Source organism: Brachybacterium sp. SW0106-09 (assembly GCF_001293905.1).
GTDB classification, from domain to species: domain Bacteria; phylum Actinomycetota; class Actinomycetes; order Actinomycetales; family Dermabacteraceae; genus Brachybacterium; species Brachybacterium conglomeratum.
Map to the genome: position 1 here is coordinate 15,111 of NZ_BCAK01000004.1, position 16,641 is coordinate 31,751.

General features: G+C 75.0%; 12 protein-coding genes. 6 read left to right on the top strand and 6 right to left on the bottom strand.

Going from position 1 to position 16,641, the window contains the following annotated elements; translation table 11 throughout:
- The first annotated feature begins 35 nt into the window (after positions 1–35).
- Together Y09_RS02880 and Y09_RS02885 are read left to right on the top strand one after the other, a co-directional pair.
- The gene (locus Y09_RS02880) at positions 36–1,649 is read left to right on the top strand and encodes a zinc-dependent metalloprotease (RefSeq protein ID WP_053916158.1); all 1,614 of its coding nucleotides are present in this window, start codon (positions 36–38) and stop codon (positions 1,647–1,649) included.
- Positions 1,650–1,713: 64 nt separating this feature from the next.
- Positions 1,714–2,331: an NUDIX hydrolase gene (locus Y09_RS02885; protein ID WP_234695606.1), complete on the top strand. Its 618-nt coding sequence runs from the start codon at positions 1,714–1,716 to the stop codon at positions 2,329–2,331.
- A 92-nt stretch (positions 2,332–2,423) separates the two neighbouring features.
- On the opposite strand, the gene Y09_RS02890 is transcribed toward Y09_RS02885, so the two are convergent.
- Positions 2,424–3,014 (bottom strand): M48 family metallopeptidase, encoded by a 591-nt coding sequence (locus tag Y09_RS02890; protein WP_010551121.1) that lies wholly within the window; start codon positions 3,012–3,014, stop codon positions 2,424–2,426.
- A 552-nt stretch (positions 3,015–3,566) separates the two neighbouring features.
- On the opposite strand from Y09_RS02890, the gene Y09_RS17620 reads away from it, so the two are divergent.
- A complete protein-coding gene (locus tag Y09_RS17620; protein WP_010551122.1) occupies positions 3,567–3,725 on the top strand; it encodes a DUF5679 domain-containing protein in 159 nt (52 codons plus the stop codon).
- Between the two features lie 149 nt (positions 3,726–3,874).
- On the opposite strand, the gene Y09_RS02895 is transcribed toward Y09_RS17620, so the two are convergent.
- From Y09_RS02895 to nudC, 3 genes are all read right to left on the bottom strand, one after another.
- A complete protein-coding gene (locus Y09_RS02895) occupies positions 3,875–4,174 on the bottom strand; it encodes a WhiB family transcriptional regulator (RefSeq protein ID WP_053916160.1) in 300 nt (99 codons plus the stop codon).
- Between the two features lie 321 nt (positions 4,175–4,495).
- Positions 4,496–6,625: an ATP-dependent DNA helicase UvrD2 gene (locus Y09_RS02900; protein WP_053916161.1), complete on the bottom strand. Its 2,130-nt coding sequence runs from the start codon at positions 6,623–6,625 to the stop codon at positions 4,496–4,498.
- Positions 6,626–6,725: 100 nt separating this feature from the next.
- Complete coding sequence (nudC, locus tag Y09_RS02905; RefSeq protein ID WP_053916162.1) at positions 6,726–7,643, bottom strand: NAD(+) diphosphatase; 918 nt, start codon at positions 7,641–7,643, stop codon at positions 6,726–6,728.
- Positions 7,644–7,692: 49 nt separating this feature from the next.
- Here nudC and Y09_RS02910 point away from each other — a divergent pair, with 49 nt between their 5' ends.
- On the top strand, positions 7,693–8,685 hold the full coding sequence (locus Y09_RS02910) for a phosphotransferase (protein ID WP_053916163.1): 993 nt from the start codon (positions 7,693–7,695) through the stop codon (positions 8,683–8,685).
- Positions 8,686–8,776: 91 nt separating this feature from the next.
- Here Y09_RS02910 and Y09_RS02915 read toward each other — a convergent pair whose 3' ends face one another.
- Both Y09_RS02915 and Y09_RS02920 read right to left on the bottom strand, forming a co-directional pair.
- Positions 8,777–12,238: an ATP-dependent DNA helicase gene (locus Y09_RS02915; RefSeq protein ID WP_053916164.1), complete on the bottom strand. Its 3,462-nt coding sequence runs from the start codon at positions 12,236–12,238 to the stop codon at positions 8,777–8,779.
- A complete protein-coding gene (locus Y09_RS02920) occupies positions 12,235–15,504 on the bottom strand; it encodes a UrvD/REP family ATP-dependent DNA helicase (protein ID WP_053916165.1) in 3,270 nt (1,089 codons plus the stop codon). Before Y09_RS02920 ends, Y09_RS02915 begins: the two co-directional genes overlap by 4 nt.
- Positions 15,505–15,620: 116 nt before the next feature.
- Between Y09_RS02920 and Y09_RS02925 the strand changes: the two genes are divergently transcribed.
- Both Y09_RS02925 and Y09_RS02930 read left to right on the top strand, forming a co-directional pair.
- Entirely contained in the window at positions 15,621–16,283 is a 663-nt protein-coding gene (locus Y09_RS02925; RefSeq protein ID WP_053916166.1) for a TetR/AcrR family transcriptional regulator, read from the top strand.
- 134 nt (positions 16,284–16,417) lie between these two features.
- Entirely contained in the window at positions 16,418–16,639 is a 222-nt protein-coding gene (locus tag Y09_RS02930) for a DUF3107 domain-containing protein (protein WP_053916167.1), read from the top strand.
- Positions 16,640–16,641 lie beyond the last annotated feature (2 nt).

The window sequence follows — 16,641 nt, forward strand, 5'->3', positions numbered from 1 at the left end:
TACCCTGGGGACCCCACGGACCGCAGGAGGTGGCCATGAGCGATGCCCCGATCCCGGGTGGACCCGGTGACATGGACGAGGAGGCGCTGAAGCGCTTCCTGAAGGAGACCTTCGGGGACGCGCTCCCCGAGGGGGCGCTGGACGGGCTGGACCTCTCCGCCCTCGCGCAGCAGGCGAACCTCCCCCAGGACCCCGCGCAGCTGCGCGCGGCCGCCGCCCAGATGCAGCACCTCTTCGCCGCCCAGGGCGACAGCCCCGTGAACTGGCAGATGGCGGAGGACCTCGCGCGTCGCACCGCCGCCGGCCAGGTGACCCTGCCGGGAGTCGAGACGCCGTCCGGCACGCCGGGCGATCCGAGCCCGTCGGCCGAGCAGGTCGCCGAGCTGCGCCAGGCGGCGCAGGTGGCGCGGCTCTGGCTGGACCCGGTGCTCGCGATCGACGTGCCCACCGCGGAGCTGCAGGTGTACAGCCGCGGCACCTGGCTCGCGCGCACCCTGCCGCGCTGGAAGCCGATCGTGGAGCCGGTCGCGAAGTACATGGCCGGCGCCATCGGCGAGGCGATCAGCGCGCAGATGGGGCAGATGGGCGATCTCGGCGCCATGGGCGCGGCCGGGATGCAGATGCCCGGCGGCGGCGATCCGGCCGGGATGATGGAGCGCATCGGCGGGACGATGTTCGGCGTCCAGTTCGGCCACGCGATCGGGGCGCTGGCCCGGGAGATCTCCGGCACCACGGACCTGGGGCTGCCGCTCGGCCGCGACGGCGAGCCGGCGCTGGTCGCCGCGAACGTCGAGGACCTCATCTCCGCGCACTCCCTCGACCCGGCGGCGACGCGGATCTTCCTCGCCTCCCGCGAGATCGCGCACACCGCCCTGTTCACCGCCGCGCCGTGGCTGGGCCGCGCCCTGTTCTCCGCGATCGAGGACTACTCCCGCGGGATCACCCTGGATCTCGACGCGCTCGACGAGATGGTGCGGGACCTGGACCTCTCGGACCCGCAGTCGATGCAGGCGCGCCGGCCCGAGGAGATGTTCGTCTTCACGCGCCGCGCCTCGCAGGAGCGTGCCCTCGAGGAGCTCGCGACCACCCTCGCACTGATCGAGGCGTGGGTCGACCACGTCACCACCAAGGCGCTGACCGGCAAGCTGCCGGACCTCGAGGCGCTGCGCGAGGTGCTGCGCCGCCGCCGCGCGGCCGGCAGCCCGGCAGAGCAGATGCTCTCGAAGACCATCGGCATCGAGATGCGGCCGCGCCGCGTGCGCGAGGCGCTGTCCTGGTGGGAGTCCGTGCTGGCCACCGAGGGCGAGACCGGCCGCGAGGCGAAGTGGGACCACCCCGACCTGCTGCCCACGGCGGAGGTGCTCTCGGGCACGCCGCAGGCGCCGAGGACCGATGCCGCCGCCCCGGCGGAGGGCGCGGAGGAGCTCGCCGACGTCACCATCCCCGTCGACTTCGACGCGGAGCTCGAGAAGCTGCTGTCCGGCGAGGGCGTGGACGACGCGCCCCGCGAGGACGAGCAGGGCCGGCTGCGCGAGGACGACGAGGACCCGGGCGACGGGGGCACCGACGACGGAGGTTCGGACAGCGGCGACTCCGACGGGGCCGGCACCGACCAGGACGGGAACGGCCCGGCGGGCGATGCCCGCTGAGGTGGACGACGGCACCGCGGACGCCTCGCCGGTGGCGGACGGGGCTCCTGCCGCCGAGCCGCCCGTGAGCGCTCCGACGTCGTCGGCCGCGCCCGAGCCGGCGGCGGCAGAGCTCGCCCTCGCGCTCGAGGGCGCGGCCTCGACGCCCGACCTCGCCCGGGAGTTCCTCGACCTGCTGACGGGCGTGCCGCGCGCCCTGTACCGCGACGGCGGGCCGCGCCATCTCACCGCGAGCGCGATCGTGACCGATGCGCCGGGCGAGCACGTGGCGCTCGTCTGGCATCTCAAGGGCCGCTTCTGGGTCCAGCCCGGCGGTCATCTCGAGGACGGCGAGACGAGCCTCGAGCAGGCGGCGCGGCGCGAGGTCGCCGAGGAGATCGGCCTGTCGGGCCTGGAGCGCATCGGCGAAGGACCCGCGATGCTCCACCGTCACGGGCTGGACGCCGCCTTCGGCCGCTGCCAGGAGCACTGGGACGTGCAGTACCTGCTGCGCGCCCCGCGCCCGGCCGCCGAGATGCCGCTCAGGGCGAGCGAGGAGTCGGGGGACGTGAAGTGGTTCACCTGGCCAGCGCGCTCGCCCCTGGCGGGCTCAGCGGCGAAGCTTCTGCCGGAGGGCGTGGTCCCGGACCTGCCCGCCGCGCTGGATGCCCTCGCGGAGCGCTTCGCGACGCTGCTGCGCTGAGCTCCTGCGCTGAGCTCCAGCGCCGAGAGGTCCGGCGCCGTCCTGTGCTCGACGGCCTCCGCGCGCGCAGACCCCGCCCGCCCCGGCCGCGCTCAGGACTCCCCGGCGGCCTCCTCGACGTCGTCGCCGTCCAGCGGCGGCATGTTCTTCGCCCAGGAGACCCCGTCGAGGAATCCCTGCGCCTTCTCCGCCTGCGGGTAGGCGGCCATGAGGGCCTTGAACTCGGGCCCGTGGCCGGGCACGAGCAGGTGCACCAGCTCGTGCATCATCACCGAGCGCACCACGTAGTCCGGCATGCCCTGCAGCTGGTGCGAGAGCCGGATCGTGCCGTCGGCCGGGGTGCACGAGCCCCAGCGGGTGTTCTGGCGTGTGGACCACGTCACCGAGGCGGGGTGGGCCCGGCCACCGAGATGAGCTTCACTGACCTCGCGCGCCATCCCCATCAGCTCTGCATCGCTGCGCCTCGCGGGGGTGCTGCGCGCCTCCCGCGCGACCATCTGGTCGACCATCTTCCGTGCCCAGTCCCGCTCCTGGCGGGCGCTGAAGGAGGCGGGGATCGCGACCACGATGTCGCCGTCGCGCCTCGTGATGGACACGGTGCGGCGCCGGCGTGCGCTGCGCCGCACGAGCACCCGCTCACCGCGGGGCCCGCTCAGCTGCTCATGGTGGACCAGATCATTCATGGGGCAAGCCTGGCACGCTCGGCAGGCGAAGTTTTTTCGTCCACAGCTGTGCACTGCGAACCGGCCGGTCAGAACGTCGTGACCGGGGACGATGACGGTTCCTCCACAGTGTTCACACCGGGTGGTGCCGGCTGTCCACAGGATGGGGCCGGTTGTCCACAGTCGGTCCCCGGTCCGTCTTTGACCCGCCCGGTCCGCAGGGGCTAGGTTTCCCTGCACGTAGGACCCCGGGATAACTAGCAGGACGCACACGGGGAAGGTGCGCGTGGTGCTGAGCGCCCCCGGGGTCCTACGGCCCAGGTCGGCCTCACGCTGCCGTCGGGCCGCCGATATCGGCTCGTCGTGCGCACTTCCTCGGCTCCCCCGGAGCCCCCAGTCTCCCGAAGCGCACGACGGGCCGGTCAGATCGGATCACCCCTCTTCTGCGCCGCGCCGCGGCCGTTCCTGATTCGTGCGCATGTGCGCCCCCCGCTACAGTGGTCCGGTCCCGGTCCGCGGCGAGAGTCGTGCGCCGGTGAATGTTCATCACTCACGAACCCACGAGGAGCGGATATGGCCGACGAGACCTATGCCGGAGAGTTCTACTGCGTCAAGTGCCGCGAGAAGCGGGAGGCCGAGGGCAACGTCGTCGTCTCCAACGGTCGTCGCATGGCCAAGGCCGTGTGCCCGGAGTGCGGCACCAAGCTGAACCGGATCCTCGGCAAGGCCTGATCGACGTACTGCGAGGTACGAGCGGTAGGAGATCCGGCACCGAACACTGCTGATCGACGTACTGCGAGGCTCTGCCTCCACAGACCGCGAAGGGCGGGGCACCATCGGTGCCCCGCCCTTCGTCGTCCCCTCGCCCGTCGCGGGCGCGCTCATGCCGCGTCGGCGTCGGGGAGCGGGTTCTTCCGCGGGCGGCCGCGGCCGCGCTTGACGGCGATGATGCGGCCGTCCTGGAAGATCGCACCTCCCCAGACGCCCCAGGGCTCGCCCCGGTCCAGAGCGCCCTGGCGGCACTCCTTGATCAGGGGGCAGTCAGCGCACAGGAGCTTGGCCTGCTCGAGGTCGGCGGGGCGCTCGGAGAAGAAGAGGTCGGCCGCGTCCGCGTCGTGGCACGGCAGCATGTCTGCGGAGGCGTCCGCAGGGTTCAGGAAAGTGGTCAGTAGAGAAGTCATCGTCTCGCTGCTTCGACGTCGTCGGGAAGGACGGCCCCGGGAGGGGCGGGAGGGGGCGGCGCCGGTGCCGCCCCGTGCAGCGAGGGTGGACCTCGTCAGCTCAGGCGGAGCACCGCAGGGGCATAGCCCCGTTCGCGCGGCAGAAGAGCGGGCGCGCCGAGGGGGCGCAGGCCAGCTCCTGCCAGATTCCTGAAAACGATCACGAGACCCACCCCCTTTCTGTGCGCGTGCCCCGGCTTCCCGGCTCACGACCCGAACGATTGACGTGGACGACTCTACACCCGTCCCGGCGAATGCAGAAGTATTTTTTGACCTGCGGATTCAGTCCTTCTCGGAGGGTCCGGCGAGGATCTGCAGCAGCGCGGCGCCGTACGAGGAGACCTTCGCGGGGCCGATCCCGGGCACGGCCAGCAGCTCCTCCTCGGTGCGGGGCGCACGCTCGGCGACGGCCTCGAGGGCGGCATCGGTGAGCACGGCGTAGGCGGGGACGCCGCGCCGGCCGGACTCCTCGCGCCGCCAGCTGCGCAGCTCGGCGAGCAGCTCGGGCCCTGCGGTGGAGGGGCAGCCGTCGTGGCGGCCGCGCCGCTGCTCGGCGGCGGAGACGAGGCCCTGCCCGCACACCCGGCACTCGGAGTAGACGGTCGCGGAGCGACGGCCGGTGCGGCGCGGTCCGGGGCCGGGCGCGGTGCGCGGGGAGTCGGGGTGGGCGAGCACCCCGTCGAGGAAGCGGGAGGGCTTGCGGGAGCCGCGGGCGCCGGGGGTGCGGGCCGCGGCCCAGCTGACGGTGAGCAGGTCGCGGGCGCGGGTGAGGGCGACGTAGAACAGTCGCCGCTCCTCCTCGACCTCGGCCGGGGTCTTGGCCATGGAGATCGGCAGCAGCCCGTCGCTCGCGCCGACCACGAACACGACCGGCCACTCCAGGCCCTTGGCGGCATGGACGGAGGCGAGGGTGACGCCGTCGACGACGGGCGCGGCCTGCGACTCGGCCCGCTCCTCGAGCTCGCGGACCACGTCGGCCATGGTCGCGCCGGGCCGGGCGGTGATGGTGTCGGTGAGGCCGACGAGGGCGTTCAGCGAGTCCCAGCGGTCGCGGATCGCGCCGGTGGTGTCCGGGGCCTGCTCGGACCAGCCCTGCTGGGAGAGGACGTCGCGGACGGCGCGGGCCGGGTCGAGCTGCTCGACCCGGGTCGCGGCGCGCAGGGACACCATCGCGCGCCGCACCTCCTGCCGTTCGAAGAAGCGGTCCCCGCCGCGCACCAGGTAGCCGATGCCGCGGGCGGTGAGCGCCTGCTCGAACGCCTCGGACTGGCTGTTGGTGCGGAACAGGATCGCGATCTCGGAGGCGGTGCGGCCCTCGCCGATCAGAGCGCCGATGCGGTCGGCGATCCCGTCGGCCTCGGCGGCGTCGTCGGGGAAGGACTCCACCAGCGGCGGCGGCCCGGCATCGCGCTGGGAGACGAGGGTGAGGCGACCGGCGCGGGTGCGGCCCTGCGCGCCGTCGAGGACGGTGTTGGCCATGCGAACGATCTCGGGGGTGGAGCGGTAGTTGCGCTCGAGGCGGATGGTGCGGGCGCGCTTGAACTCGCTGCGGAAGTCCAGGAGGTAGGAGGCGCGGGCGCCGGCGAAGGTGTAGATGGTCTGGGCGGCGTCGCCCACCACGCACAGGTCGTCGGAGGTGCCCAGCCACAGCCGCAGCAGCGCGTGCTGCAGGGCGGAGACGTCCTGGTACTCGTCGACGACGAAGTGCTTGTACTGGGAGCGGACCTCGCGGGCGACGTCGCCGCGCTCGGTGAGGAAGCCGACCATGTGCAGCAGCACGTCCTCGAAGTCGATGACGCCCTGCTCCTTCTTCACCTCCTCGTACTGGGTGAGGATGCGGGAGATGGAGCGGGAGTCGAAGCCCGCCACGCCCGGGCGGCGCGTCTGCGCGGCCGCGTCGGGATAGGTCTCGGGGGTCAGCATCGACACCCGCGACCACTCGACCTCGGCGACGATGTCGCGCAGCGCCGCCCGGTCCACGCTGAGGTGCAGGCGGGAGCAGGCCTCGCCCACCCCGGCGTACTTGCTGGCGATGATGTCGGGCATCGGTCCGCCGACGACGCGGGGCCAGAAGTGGCGCAGCTGGCGCAGCGCGGCGGAGTGGAAGGTGCGGGCCTGCACGGCGGGCACTCCGAGGTCCCGCAGGCGCGAGCGCATCTCGGCGGCGGCCTTCGCGGTGAAGGTGACGGCGAGGACGTGGCGGGGGTTCAGCTGACCGGTGCTGACGCCGTACGCGATGCGGTGGGTGATCGCGCGGGTCTTCCCGGTGCCGGCGCCGGCGAGCACGCACAGCGGCGTGCCGAAGCTGCCCGCCACCTCGCGCTGCTCGGGGTCGAGCGCGGCGAGGAGCGACTCCGCATCGGCCGGGGCGGAGCGGGCGGTGGCGTCGGGGGCGGCGGTCTGGTCGGTCATCGCCCTCCATCCTGCCAGGGCGGTGCGACGCACCACGGGGTGCTGTGGACGGCGGGTGCCTCACACCCCGACGGGCGGCCGACGGGCCGGCGAGCGCTGCTCAGGCCTCGGCGGAGCGGCCGTACCAGTCGTCGATCAGGGCGCGGCCCATCGAGGCGGGGCCGGGCAGCTCGATCTCGTCGGCCGCGAGAGCGGCGCCGAGCTCCTCGCGGCTGAACCAGCGCGCCTCGGCGATCTCCTCGTCCTGGAGGGTGAGCTCGCCTGCCTCCGGCGCCCAGGCGCGGTAGCCGAGCATGAGCGAGCGCGGGAAGGGCCAGGGCTGGCTGCCCATGTACTCGACCTCGGTGACGGTCACGCCCACCTCCTCGGCGACCTCCCGGGCGACGGCGTTCTCGAGGCTCTCGCCGGGCTCGACGAAGCCGGCGAGCACCGAGTGGAAGCGGCCGCGGAAGTGGGCGTTGCGGGCCAGCAGCAGGCGGTCCTGGCCGTCCCGCACGGCCATGATCACGGCAGGGTCGGTGCGAGGGAACTGCTCGACGCCGTCCTCACGGCAGTGCAGCACCCAGCCGGCCTTCTCGGGCTCGAGCAGCCCGCCGCACAGCGGGCAGTGCCGCATCGAGCGGTGCCAGGCACCCATCGCGACCGCGGCCGCGGCGAGGTCGGCATCCGCATCGGCCAGCCGGTCCGCGACGCGCCGGAGGTCGCGCAGATCACGGCCGGGGTCGTCGAGCTCGGGGCTCGGCTCGGGGATCTCCACGGCGAGCACCCGCACGCCGTCGCGTCGGCCCAGCAGCACCAGCGGCTGGGTGGTGCCGCCGCGGGGGTCCTCGGTCTCCAGCACGGCGTGCAGCGTGCCGTCCTCGTCCTCGGTCAGGGCGACCGCCCCGGCGCGGGTGACGAGATAGCGGGCGTCCTCGCCGGGGGCGAGCACCCCGTCCTCGCCGCGCAGCAGCGCGTCGCGGTCGGAGCCCAGGAGGGTCAGGGGCGTGCTGAGATGCGGTCCACGGAGCGTCGGCATGGCCTCGAGCCTAACCGGCGCGCGGGGTCGGGACGGGTACGGTGGACGCGTGCATCGCAACTCCTACTCCATGGCTGCCCTCGCCGCGGCGGCGGTCCCCGGGCTGGCCCCGGTGCGGACCTCCTCCATCGCCACCCCGGTCGAGGATCTCGACGTCGCCGGAGTGGTCGCGGAGGACGGCCGCCGAGTGCTGGTCCACACCCCCGCCACCACGGCCGCCGGGATCCGTCTCGAGCGCGACCTGCGCGTCGCCGATGCCCTCACCGGGACCCCGCTGAAGGCCGTGATCCCGCCCGTGCTCGGCTACGTCAAGCTTTCCGAGGGCGGGCGCAGCGCCGTGACCGAGGCCCCCGTCGGCCGGCCGCTCATGCTCGACGACCTGCAGGACAGCGAGGAGCTCGCCCGCTCCCTCGGCGAGGTCCTCGCCCGGATCCACACCGTGCCGCGCTACGCGGCGGAGTCCGCAGGGGTGGAGTCCTTCACCCCGGAGGTGCTGCACGCCCGCCACCGTGCCCGGATCGACAAGGTCCATGCCGCCGGGCACCTGCCCGCCGCGGTCGCGCAGCGCTGGGACGCGCTGCTGGCCGATCAGGAGCTGTGGGACTTCACCCCCCAGTTCGTCCACGGGGACCTCTCCGAGGAGAGCCTGTTCGTCTCGGGCCGGCGCCTCAGCGCAGTGCGGGACTGGTCCTCCTCGCTCGTCGGCGATCCCGCGACGGATCTGGCCTGGCTGATCTCGTCGCTGGACCCGGAGCGTTTCGACACGCTGTACGCCGCGTACCGCGAGGAGCTGCCCACCTCGAGCCATCCCCGGCTGATGGAGCGGGCGCAGGCGCTCGGCGAGTTCGCGGTCGCGGAGTGGCTCGAGCACGGCCTGGAGATCGAGGACGAGGACATCGTCGCCGACGCCCGCGGCATGATCGCCGACCTCGACGCGGACCTCGCGCAGATCGCGCGCGAGGAGGCCGAGCGCGCCTACGACGAGATGAGCGCGAACGAGGACGGCGCGCGGTCTGCCGACGCCGCGCGCTCGGAGGCCTGAGCAGGGCTCAGCGCCTTCACCGACCCGATTCTCCCGGCGGCCGCCGACCCGGGCGGCATGAGCCCGTGGCGGCACCAGCTCACCCGCGGCTTCACTCCCCCGACAGCATCTCCGCGATCCGTTCGCGGGAGGGGTGCTCGGTGACCTCGTGGGTGATCCCGTCGGCCACGAAGTGGAAGGCCGTGCGGATGTTTCGGAGCGGCAGACCGGTCCGCTCGTGCCAGGCCAGGCGGTAGAGCGAGAGCTGCAGGGAGCGCTCGCGCAGCTGGGCCGGGCGGGGCATGCGGCCCGTCTTCCAGTCCACGATGATCACTCCGCCGGTGCCGTCGGGACCTGCCGTGCCGTCGCCGCCCTCGGGCTCGGCGAAGACCGCGTCGATCACGCCGCGCACGCCGATCTCGCCGATCCGGGTGGTGACCGGCTGCTCGACAGCGATCGGGCTGCGGTGCGCCCAGTCGGAGGCCTCGAAGGCCTCGCGCAGGGCGCGGGCGTCGGCGAGGGCGCGCTCCTCCTCCGGGTCCTCGAGATCGGCGAGATCCTCGAGGTCCAGCAGCGTCGCGCTCTCGAACCGGTTCTCGAGCCAGGCGTGGAAGGCGGTGCCGCGCACCGCGGCCGGTGAGGGGCGGCGCGGCAGCGGGCGCAGCAGCTCGATCGCGGCGGCCTGCGGGTCGCGGGCCTGCGCCACCACCTGGGAGGCGGAGAGCCGCGGCGGGGAGTGCACGGCGGGCGCGGCGGCGTGCTGGGCGAGGTCGGCGAGAGCGCGTCGCACGAGCTCCTCGAGCTCCGGGTCGGCGAGCGCGGGCGCCTCGATCCCTGCGGCCGACGCGGGGCCGGGCGGGTCCGTCCGGTCGGGCTGCGGGCCACCGGGCGCCGGGTCGTCGGTGGCCAGGTCCGTCGACGCGGCGGCGGTCTCGCGGGCGACCTCGGCGAGGCGGGCGGCGGCGCGGGCGCGGGCCTGCTCGGCCTCGCCCGGGGCGGGCGGCCAGGTGGCGGTGGGCCGCTCGGACTCCAGCGGGTTATCCTCCGGCACCTCCTGCGCAGAGCGGAACGACTCGGGCACCAGCGGCGCCGCCTCGGTGAGATAGCGGGAGCGGGGCCGCGGGGTGCGCACCCCCTCGCGCCAGGCGGCGGAGGTCAGCAGCAGGCGGCGCCTGGCGCGGGTGACGGCGACGTACATCAGGCGACGGTCCTCGGCCAGCGCCTCCTCGCCCTGCGCGAAGCGGTACTCCTGGATGATCCCCTCGGCGTCGACCTGGGTGTCGGCCTCGGCCCAGGCGAGCTCGGGCAGGGTGTCCGCATCGCCGCGCAGGGCGGTGGGGACGGAGGCGCCGGCGAGCTTGCCGAGCCAGCCGTCGCCGGGCACGCGCACCCGCCCGGTCTCGTCGGCCTTCGCGCGGCGCAGGTCATAGGAGGGGACGGAGCCCTCGGTGAGACCGGCGACGGCGACCAGGTCCCACTCCAGGCCCTTGGCGGAGTGCATGGTCACGATGGTCACGGCGGCGGGGTCGTGGGCCTGCTCGGGCGCGGCGGTGACGGAGAGCCCGGCCTCCTCGTCCTCGCTGATCTCGAGCAGGTCGAGATAGGCGCCGAGGCCGCCGCGACGGGCGGTGCGCTCGAAGGAGGCGGCGTGGTCGCGGAACGCCTCGAGGTCGGCGAGCGCACCGGTGCCCGGTGCGGTCTCCAGCAGCGCGAGGTCCACCTCGAGCACCCGGATCGCGGCGGTGACCAGGTCCGGCAGGGGCAGCGGGAGCAGGCGCCGCATCTCGCGCAGCATCTGCTGGAGGTGCAGCAGCCGCTCCCGGCCGACGGGGGTGAGGGCGCGGCCTGAGGGGTCGGTCCAGTCCGCCGGCGGCAGGTCGTCGACCGCGTCGACGAGGGAGACCTCCTCGGCCTCGTCCCGGGCGCCGACGGCCCCGGCCTCGCCCGTGCCGGCGCGGCGGCGGGACCCCATCCGGTCCCGCCAGCGGCCGAGGACGGCGAGGTCGCGGGCGCCGAGCCGGATCCGCGGCCCGGTGAGCAGGCGCATCAAGGCGTCGCCGCGGCCGGGGTCGTGGGCGCATTCGAGCAGTGCCCGCGCGTCGGCGACCTCGGGGCGGTGCAGCAGACCACCGAGGCCGACGACCTGGGCGGGCAGCCCCCTCTCCTCGAGCCCGGCGACGAGGGCGGGGATCTGGCGGCGGGCGCGCACGAGCACCGCGGCGGAGGCGGGCGGGGCATAGGCGGGGCCGGCGCCGTCCCCGGCGTCGCGTCCGTCCTCGGCGCGACGGGCGAGGATCCAGTCCGCGATCGCCCTCGCCTCGGCCCGCTCGTCGGCCGCCTCGAGGATCTCGCAGGCTCCCTCCCCCGCGCCGGGGCGGGGGTGCAGCTCGGGGATCTCGATCCCGGCGCCGGCGGCGCGCAGCGGGGCGGCGACGCGGTTGGCGACGGCGAGCACGGCCTCGTCGTTGCGCCAGGAGGTGGACAGGGTGCGCTGGAGGACCGGCTGCTCCTCGGTGGCGAAGGCGTCGGCGAAGCCGGCGAGGGAGGCGGCCGAGGCGCCGCGCCAGCCGTAGATCGCCTGCTGCGGGTCCCCGACGGCGCAGGCGGCGTGGCCGGGGCCGAAGAGGTCGGTGAGCATGCGCAGCTGGGCGACGGAGGTGTCCTGGAACTCGTCCAGCAGCACCACGCGGTGCATGCGGCGGGCGAGGGTCGCGGCGGCGGGGACCTCGCGGGCGATGCGGGCGGCGAGGGAGACCTGGTCGGAGAAGTCCAGTGCGGAGTCGGCGGTGCGGATCTCGGCGAAGCGGCGCAGCAGCGGGATCAGGGCCAGGCGCTGCTCGAGCTGGTCGATGACCTTCGCGACGTCCTTCGGGGTGGTGCGTCGCCTGCCCTCGACCTGCAGCGGGATCTGGGAGAGGTGGTCGCGGATCTCGCGCAGATGCGTCTCGAGCTGCTCGGGGGTGACGAGGTGGTCGGCGAGCGAGGAGCTCAGCGAGAGCAGGGCGGCGGTGAGCGTGGCCGGGGAGGCCTCGAGGTCCAGGGAGTCGTCCCAGCCCTCGACGATCTCGTGGGCGAGCTGCCAGGAGGCGGAGGCGGACATCATGGTCAGGTCCGGGTCGATGCCGACGGCGAGGGCGTGCTCGCGCACCAGGTCCAGGGCGAAGCCGTTGTAGGTGTGGACCAGGCGACGCTGGCCGACGAGCTCGTCGCCGCCGCGCTCGAGGCCGGGCGGCAGCTCCTCCCCGGCGCCGCGGAGGGCCGCGGCGAGGGTGGCGAGGCGGGCGCCGATCCGCTCGCCGAGCTCATGGGCGGCCTTGCGGGTGAAGGTCAGGCCCAGCACCTGGCGCGGCTCGACGATGCCGTTGGCGATCAGCCACACCACCCGGGAGGCCATGGTCTCCGTCTTCCCGGAGCCGGCGCCGGCGACCACCAGCATCGGCGCGAGCGGCGCCTCGATGACGGAGGTCTGCTCGGCGGTGGGCGGGGGCTGCTCGAGCAGGGCCGCGAGCTGCGCGGCGGAGTACCGGGCGGCGGGAGCTCCGGGGGCGGGGACATGGACGGAGCCGGTGGTCACAGCTGCTCTCCTTCGGGCTGGAGCGGGCAGCTCGCGCGCACCGCGCAGTGGTCGCAGTGGGCGTTGCGGCGCGCCGTGACATGCTCCCCGGAGACCTCCCGGGCGACGTCGCGGACGAGCTCGTCGAACCATTCGGGGTGCTCGGCGCGGGGCAGCGCGGTCTGCGTGCGCACCGCGGCCTTCTTCCCGCCGGTGCCGACGTAGACGAGCTGGGCGCCGTTCAGCCGCTCGGGGGCGTCCTCCCCGAGCTGCTCGGCGAGCGCCCCCTCGCGCACGGCGGCCTGGTACGCGGCCAGCTGCAGGTCCTCCTCGGCCTTCGCGGCGGACTTCGCGGTGCGGCCGGTCTTGAGGTCCACGACCCGCAGCCCGGTCGCATCGCCCTCGATCCGGTCGATGCTGCCGCGCAGGCGGACGCGGTCCAGCGCCACCTCGAAGGGCGCCTCGACGGCGAGGGGCTCGCCGGCGACGCGGAGGTGCTCGGTGAGCAGGCGGGCGGCGTCCTCGGCGTGGCGCACGCGGCGGCGGCCGGACCAGGTGTCGGTGCCGGGCATGCCGCGCAGCAGGGTGTGCAGCTCGTCCAGGAGATCGACCTCGCCGCGGGGGTGGATCTGGGCGAGGTGGTGGATCGCGGTGCCGAGCAGCTGGGCGGGGCCGCCCGCGCGGGTGCCGCCGGCGCGCTCCATCAGCCAGGACTGGGGGCAGTCCACGGCGCGCTCGAGAGCGGAGGGCGAGAGGGTGATCGGGTCGTCCGGGCCGTGCAGCGGTGCGGTGGAGCTGGGCTGCTGGTGGTACCAGCGGCCGGGGTCGGTGCCGGGGGCGCCGGCGCGGCCCAGGGCCTCCAGGGCGAGGGCCGCGTCGCGGGAGCGGACGGGGTCCTCCTCGTGCAGGCGGCGGCGCAGCGCGGCGACGAGGCGGCGCGCGTCGGGGGCGGGGCCGGGGTCGCGGCGCAGCACCTCGGGGTCGATCCACGGCTCCCCCGCCGCGTCCTGGAGCACATCGAAGAGGGCGGAGGGCTCCTCCTGCTCGCCCTCGATCGCGGTGAGCAGCACGCGAGTGCGGGCGCGGGCGAGGGCGCTGACGGCCAGGCGCAGCTCATCGGCGAGGACCTGCTCGCGCTGCAGGGCGCGCAGCGCCTCGGGGCCCGGGGCGGGATCGGCGGCGCGGGGTCCGGCGAGCAGGGAGAGGTCCGCGGCGCCGAAGAGGGTCGAGCGCAGGCGGAGGTCCGGCCAGACGCCCTCCTGGAGACGGGCGAGCACGACGGTGTCGCGGTGCTCGCCGGCGAGCTGGGCGGGGGTGAGCACGTCGATCCGGCCGCGGGCGGCGGCGGCCGGGGCGAGCGTGTCCTCGACGACGGCCTGGGCGCGGATCTGCTCGACGAGGTCGAGGGCTCCGGCGCCGGGGCGGCGCTCGGTGAGGCGCTCGGCGGCGGCGAACAGCTCCAGCAGCGCGTCCAGCCTCGCCGCTGCCATCCGGGCGCGGGCGCCGTCCACGTCCCCGGCGTCGCCGAGGGCGGCGCGGCGCCAGCCGCCGGCGAGGCCGGAGGCGTCCCAGGCGTGCCAGAGCACCTGCTCGGCGCCGTCCGCGCGGTGCTCCCGGACGGCGCGGATCATGTCGCGCAGGCGGTGCACGGGGGCGGCGGCGCGGTCGCGGGCGTCCGCGGCGGGAAGGCCCGGCACCTCGTCCTCGACCAGAGCGCGGGCGAGCAGCTCCTCGCTCGTGACCGGCGGGGCGGGGGCATCCTCCGTGCTGTCCTTCGGGGGGTCCTCGGCCGACGCGGACTCCTCCGCGCCGCTCGTCCCCGATGTTCCCGGTCCCGCCTGGCCCTCCGCCTCCGCGCTCGCCTCCTCCGCGCGATGGGCGGCCAGCAGCAGGCGGCGGATGCGGCGCAGGCGCAGGTCGTCGGCGTCGCCGAAGGGGCCGCGCAGCAGCGCGGTCGCGGCGCGGGCCTCGAGCGGGGTGCCGGCCGGGGCGAGGCCGAGCTCGAGGATCGTGAGCAGGTCGTCGACCACGGCGACGTCGCGCAGCGGCTGGGGGCGGCGCGGGACCCGCACGGGCAGGCCGGTGCGGGAGAGCAGATCGGCGACACCGGCGACGGCCGCGCCGGAGCGGCACACCACGGCCATGTCGTCGTAGTCGACGCCCTCGCGGTGGTGGAGGTCGCGCAGGGCGGAGCCGATCAGCCGCGCCTCGTCCAGCGGGTCCGCGGCGCGCAGCGCCACGAGTCCTCCCGGTCGCTCGGCGCGGGGCCGACGGGACGCGGCCGGGGCGCCCGCGAGCGGGAGCCTGCCCCGCAGCGCGTCGACCACGGCGACGAGCCCCTCCTCGCCGCCGTGCGCGCCGTCCAGCGTGATCTCGAGCGGCACGCCGGGCAGGGCCTCGCGCAGCCGGGCGGCGGCATCGGGCAGGGCGCCGCGGAAGGTGTCCACCGCCGCGTCGGGGCAGCTGGTCACCAGCACCTTCGCCCCGGCCGCGGCGAGCGCGACGACGAGGTCGATGCCGGCGGCGGTGAGGTCCTGCGCGTCGTCGACCACCACGGTGCGGAAGGGCGCGGGGAGGGTCGGGTCCGCCAGGAGCACGGCGGCGCGTCGCACCAGCGCACCGGAGTCGAGGCGGGGGCCGGCGTCGAGCGCGGCGGAGGCCTCGAGGTCGAGCACCCCGAGGTAGTCGCGCAGCAGCGCCGCGGCGTCGCGCCAGGCGGGGCGGCCGTGCTCGCGGCCGAGCTCCTCGAGCGCGGCGGGACCGAGGCCGAGCTCCCCGGCGCGGGTGATCAGATCGCGCAGCTCGGTGCGGAAGCCGGGCAGGGTGCGTGCGCCGGGGTCGACGTCCAGATGCCAGGCGGGGCGCTCGGCGATCAGCTCGGCGAGCAGGGCGTCCTGCTCCGCGCCGGTGACCAGGGTCGGCTCGCCCAGCCCTCGGCGCAGCGCGTCGGCGCGGGCGATCGCATGGGCGAGGGCGGGCGGGGTCATGGCGCGGGCCGTGCCGTGCCCGTGGACGGCGAGCGCGTCGCGCAGACGCCCGGCGGCGAGGCGGCGCGGGGCCAGCAGCAGCGCGTCCTCCCCGGCGGCGTCGGCCGCGGCGAGCGCGAGGGCGGTGCGGCCGCTGCCGGTCCCTCCGTGGACGATCACGTGGTGGCCGGCGGCGACGGCGTCCAGGGCGCGGCGCTGGCCCGGGTCCAGCTGCGCGGCGGGCAGCAGCGCGGGCAGCGCCTCGAGATCGGGTCCGAGCAGGCGGATGCCCTCCCTCGTGATGGTGCCTGTGCGTCGCATGGGACCATTGGACCCCATGGCCCTGACGTCCGGGATGCTCCGCACAGGACTCCGACGGCGGTACAGTGTGCGGGATCACCCGATGTCCCTAACGTCGGATTCCGGAGGTTGACCTCATGTCCTCGCCCACCACCTCCCGGATGCCCCGCGAGCAGCGTCGCTCGCAGCTGCTGCGACTGGCCACCGAGGTGTTCACCGAGAAGGGCTACCAGGCCACCTCGATGGACGACATCGCCACTGCCGCCGGGGTCACCAAGCCCGTCCTCTACCAGCACTTCCGCTCGAAGGAGGCCCTCTACGTCGAGGTCCTCGACGTGATCGGCGAGGCGATGCTCGTCGAGGTCCGCGACATGGCCGGGCGCGGCGGCGACGCCGAGGACAGGGTCCGGCTCGGCATGCGCCGCTTCTACGAGCTCATGTCGCTGAAGAACTCGCTGCGCCTGTTCACCGGCCACGAGGTCGTCTCGGACGAGGTCAGGGAGCGGGTCACCCGGATCCTCGACGAGATGTCGATCGAGCTGGCGGGGGTGTTGCTCTCGTATCGCGCGCTGAGCACCGGTCAGGCGAGGATCCTCGGCCGGGGCCTGATCGGCATCGCCCAGACCACCGCCCAGCAGCTCCACGACGCCGCCGACGACGAGGAGCGAGACGAGATCCTCAGCACCGTGACCGCCGTGGTGGTCGACGGCCTGACGGGCTTCACGCCGGTGGAGCAGACCGGCGCCGAGCATGCGGACGCCGACGACCCGGCACCCGAGCAGGACGCTTCCCACCCCTGAGCACCGGCTCGCCCCTCGCGGACGGGACGCGGTTCCGCCCGCGGCGTACGCGCGCCGGAGCGCCTGAGGGTCCACGTAGACTCGCCGTGAACAGCACTCCCGTCTCCGCCCGTGCGCGGAGGGAAGGTCAGGTCATGGAGATCCGCATCGGCATCCAGCACTCCCCCCGCGAGCTCGTGATCGAGTCCGACGAGAACGCCGAGGCGGTGATCGAGCGTCTCAATGCCGCAGTCGCCGACGGCAGCCCGGTCACCCTGGTGGACGACAAGGGCAAGAAGGTCCTGATCCCCGGTGCCAAACTCGCCTACGCCGAGGTCTCCACCGAGGAGCCCCGCCGCGTCGGCTTCCTCGGCTGAGG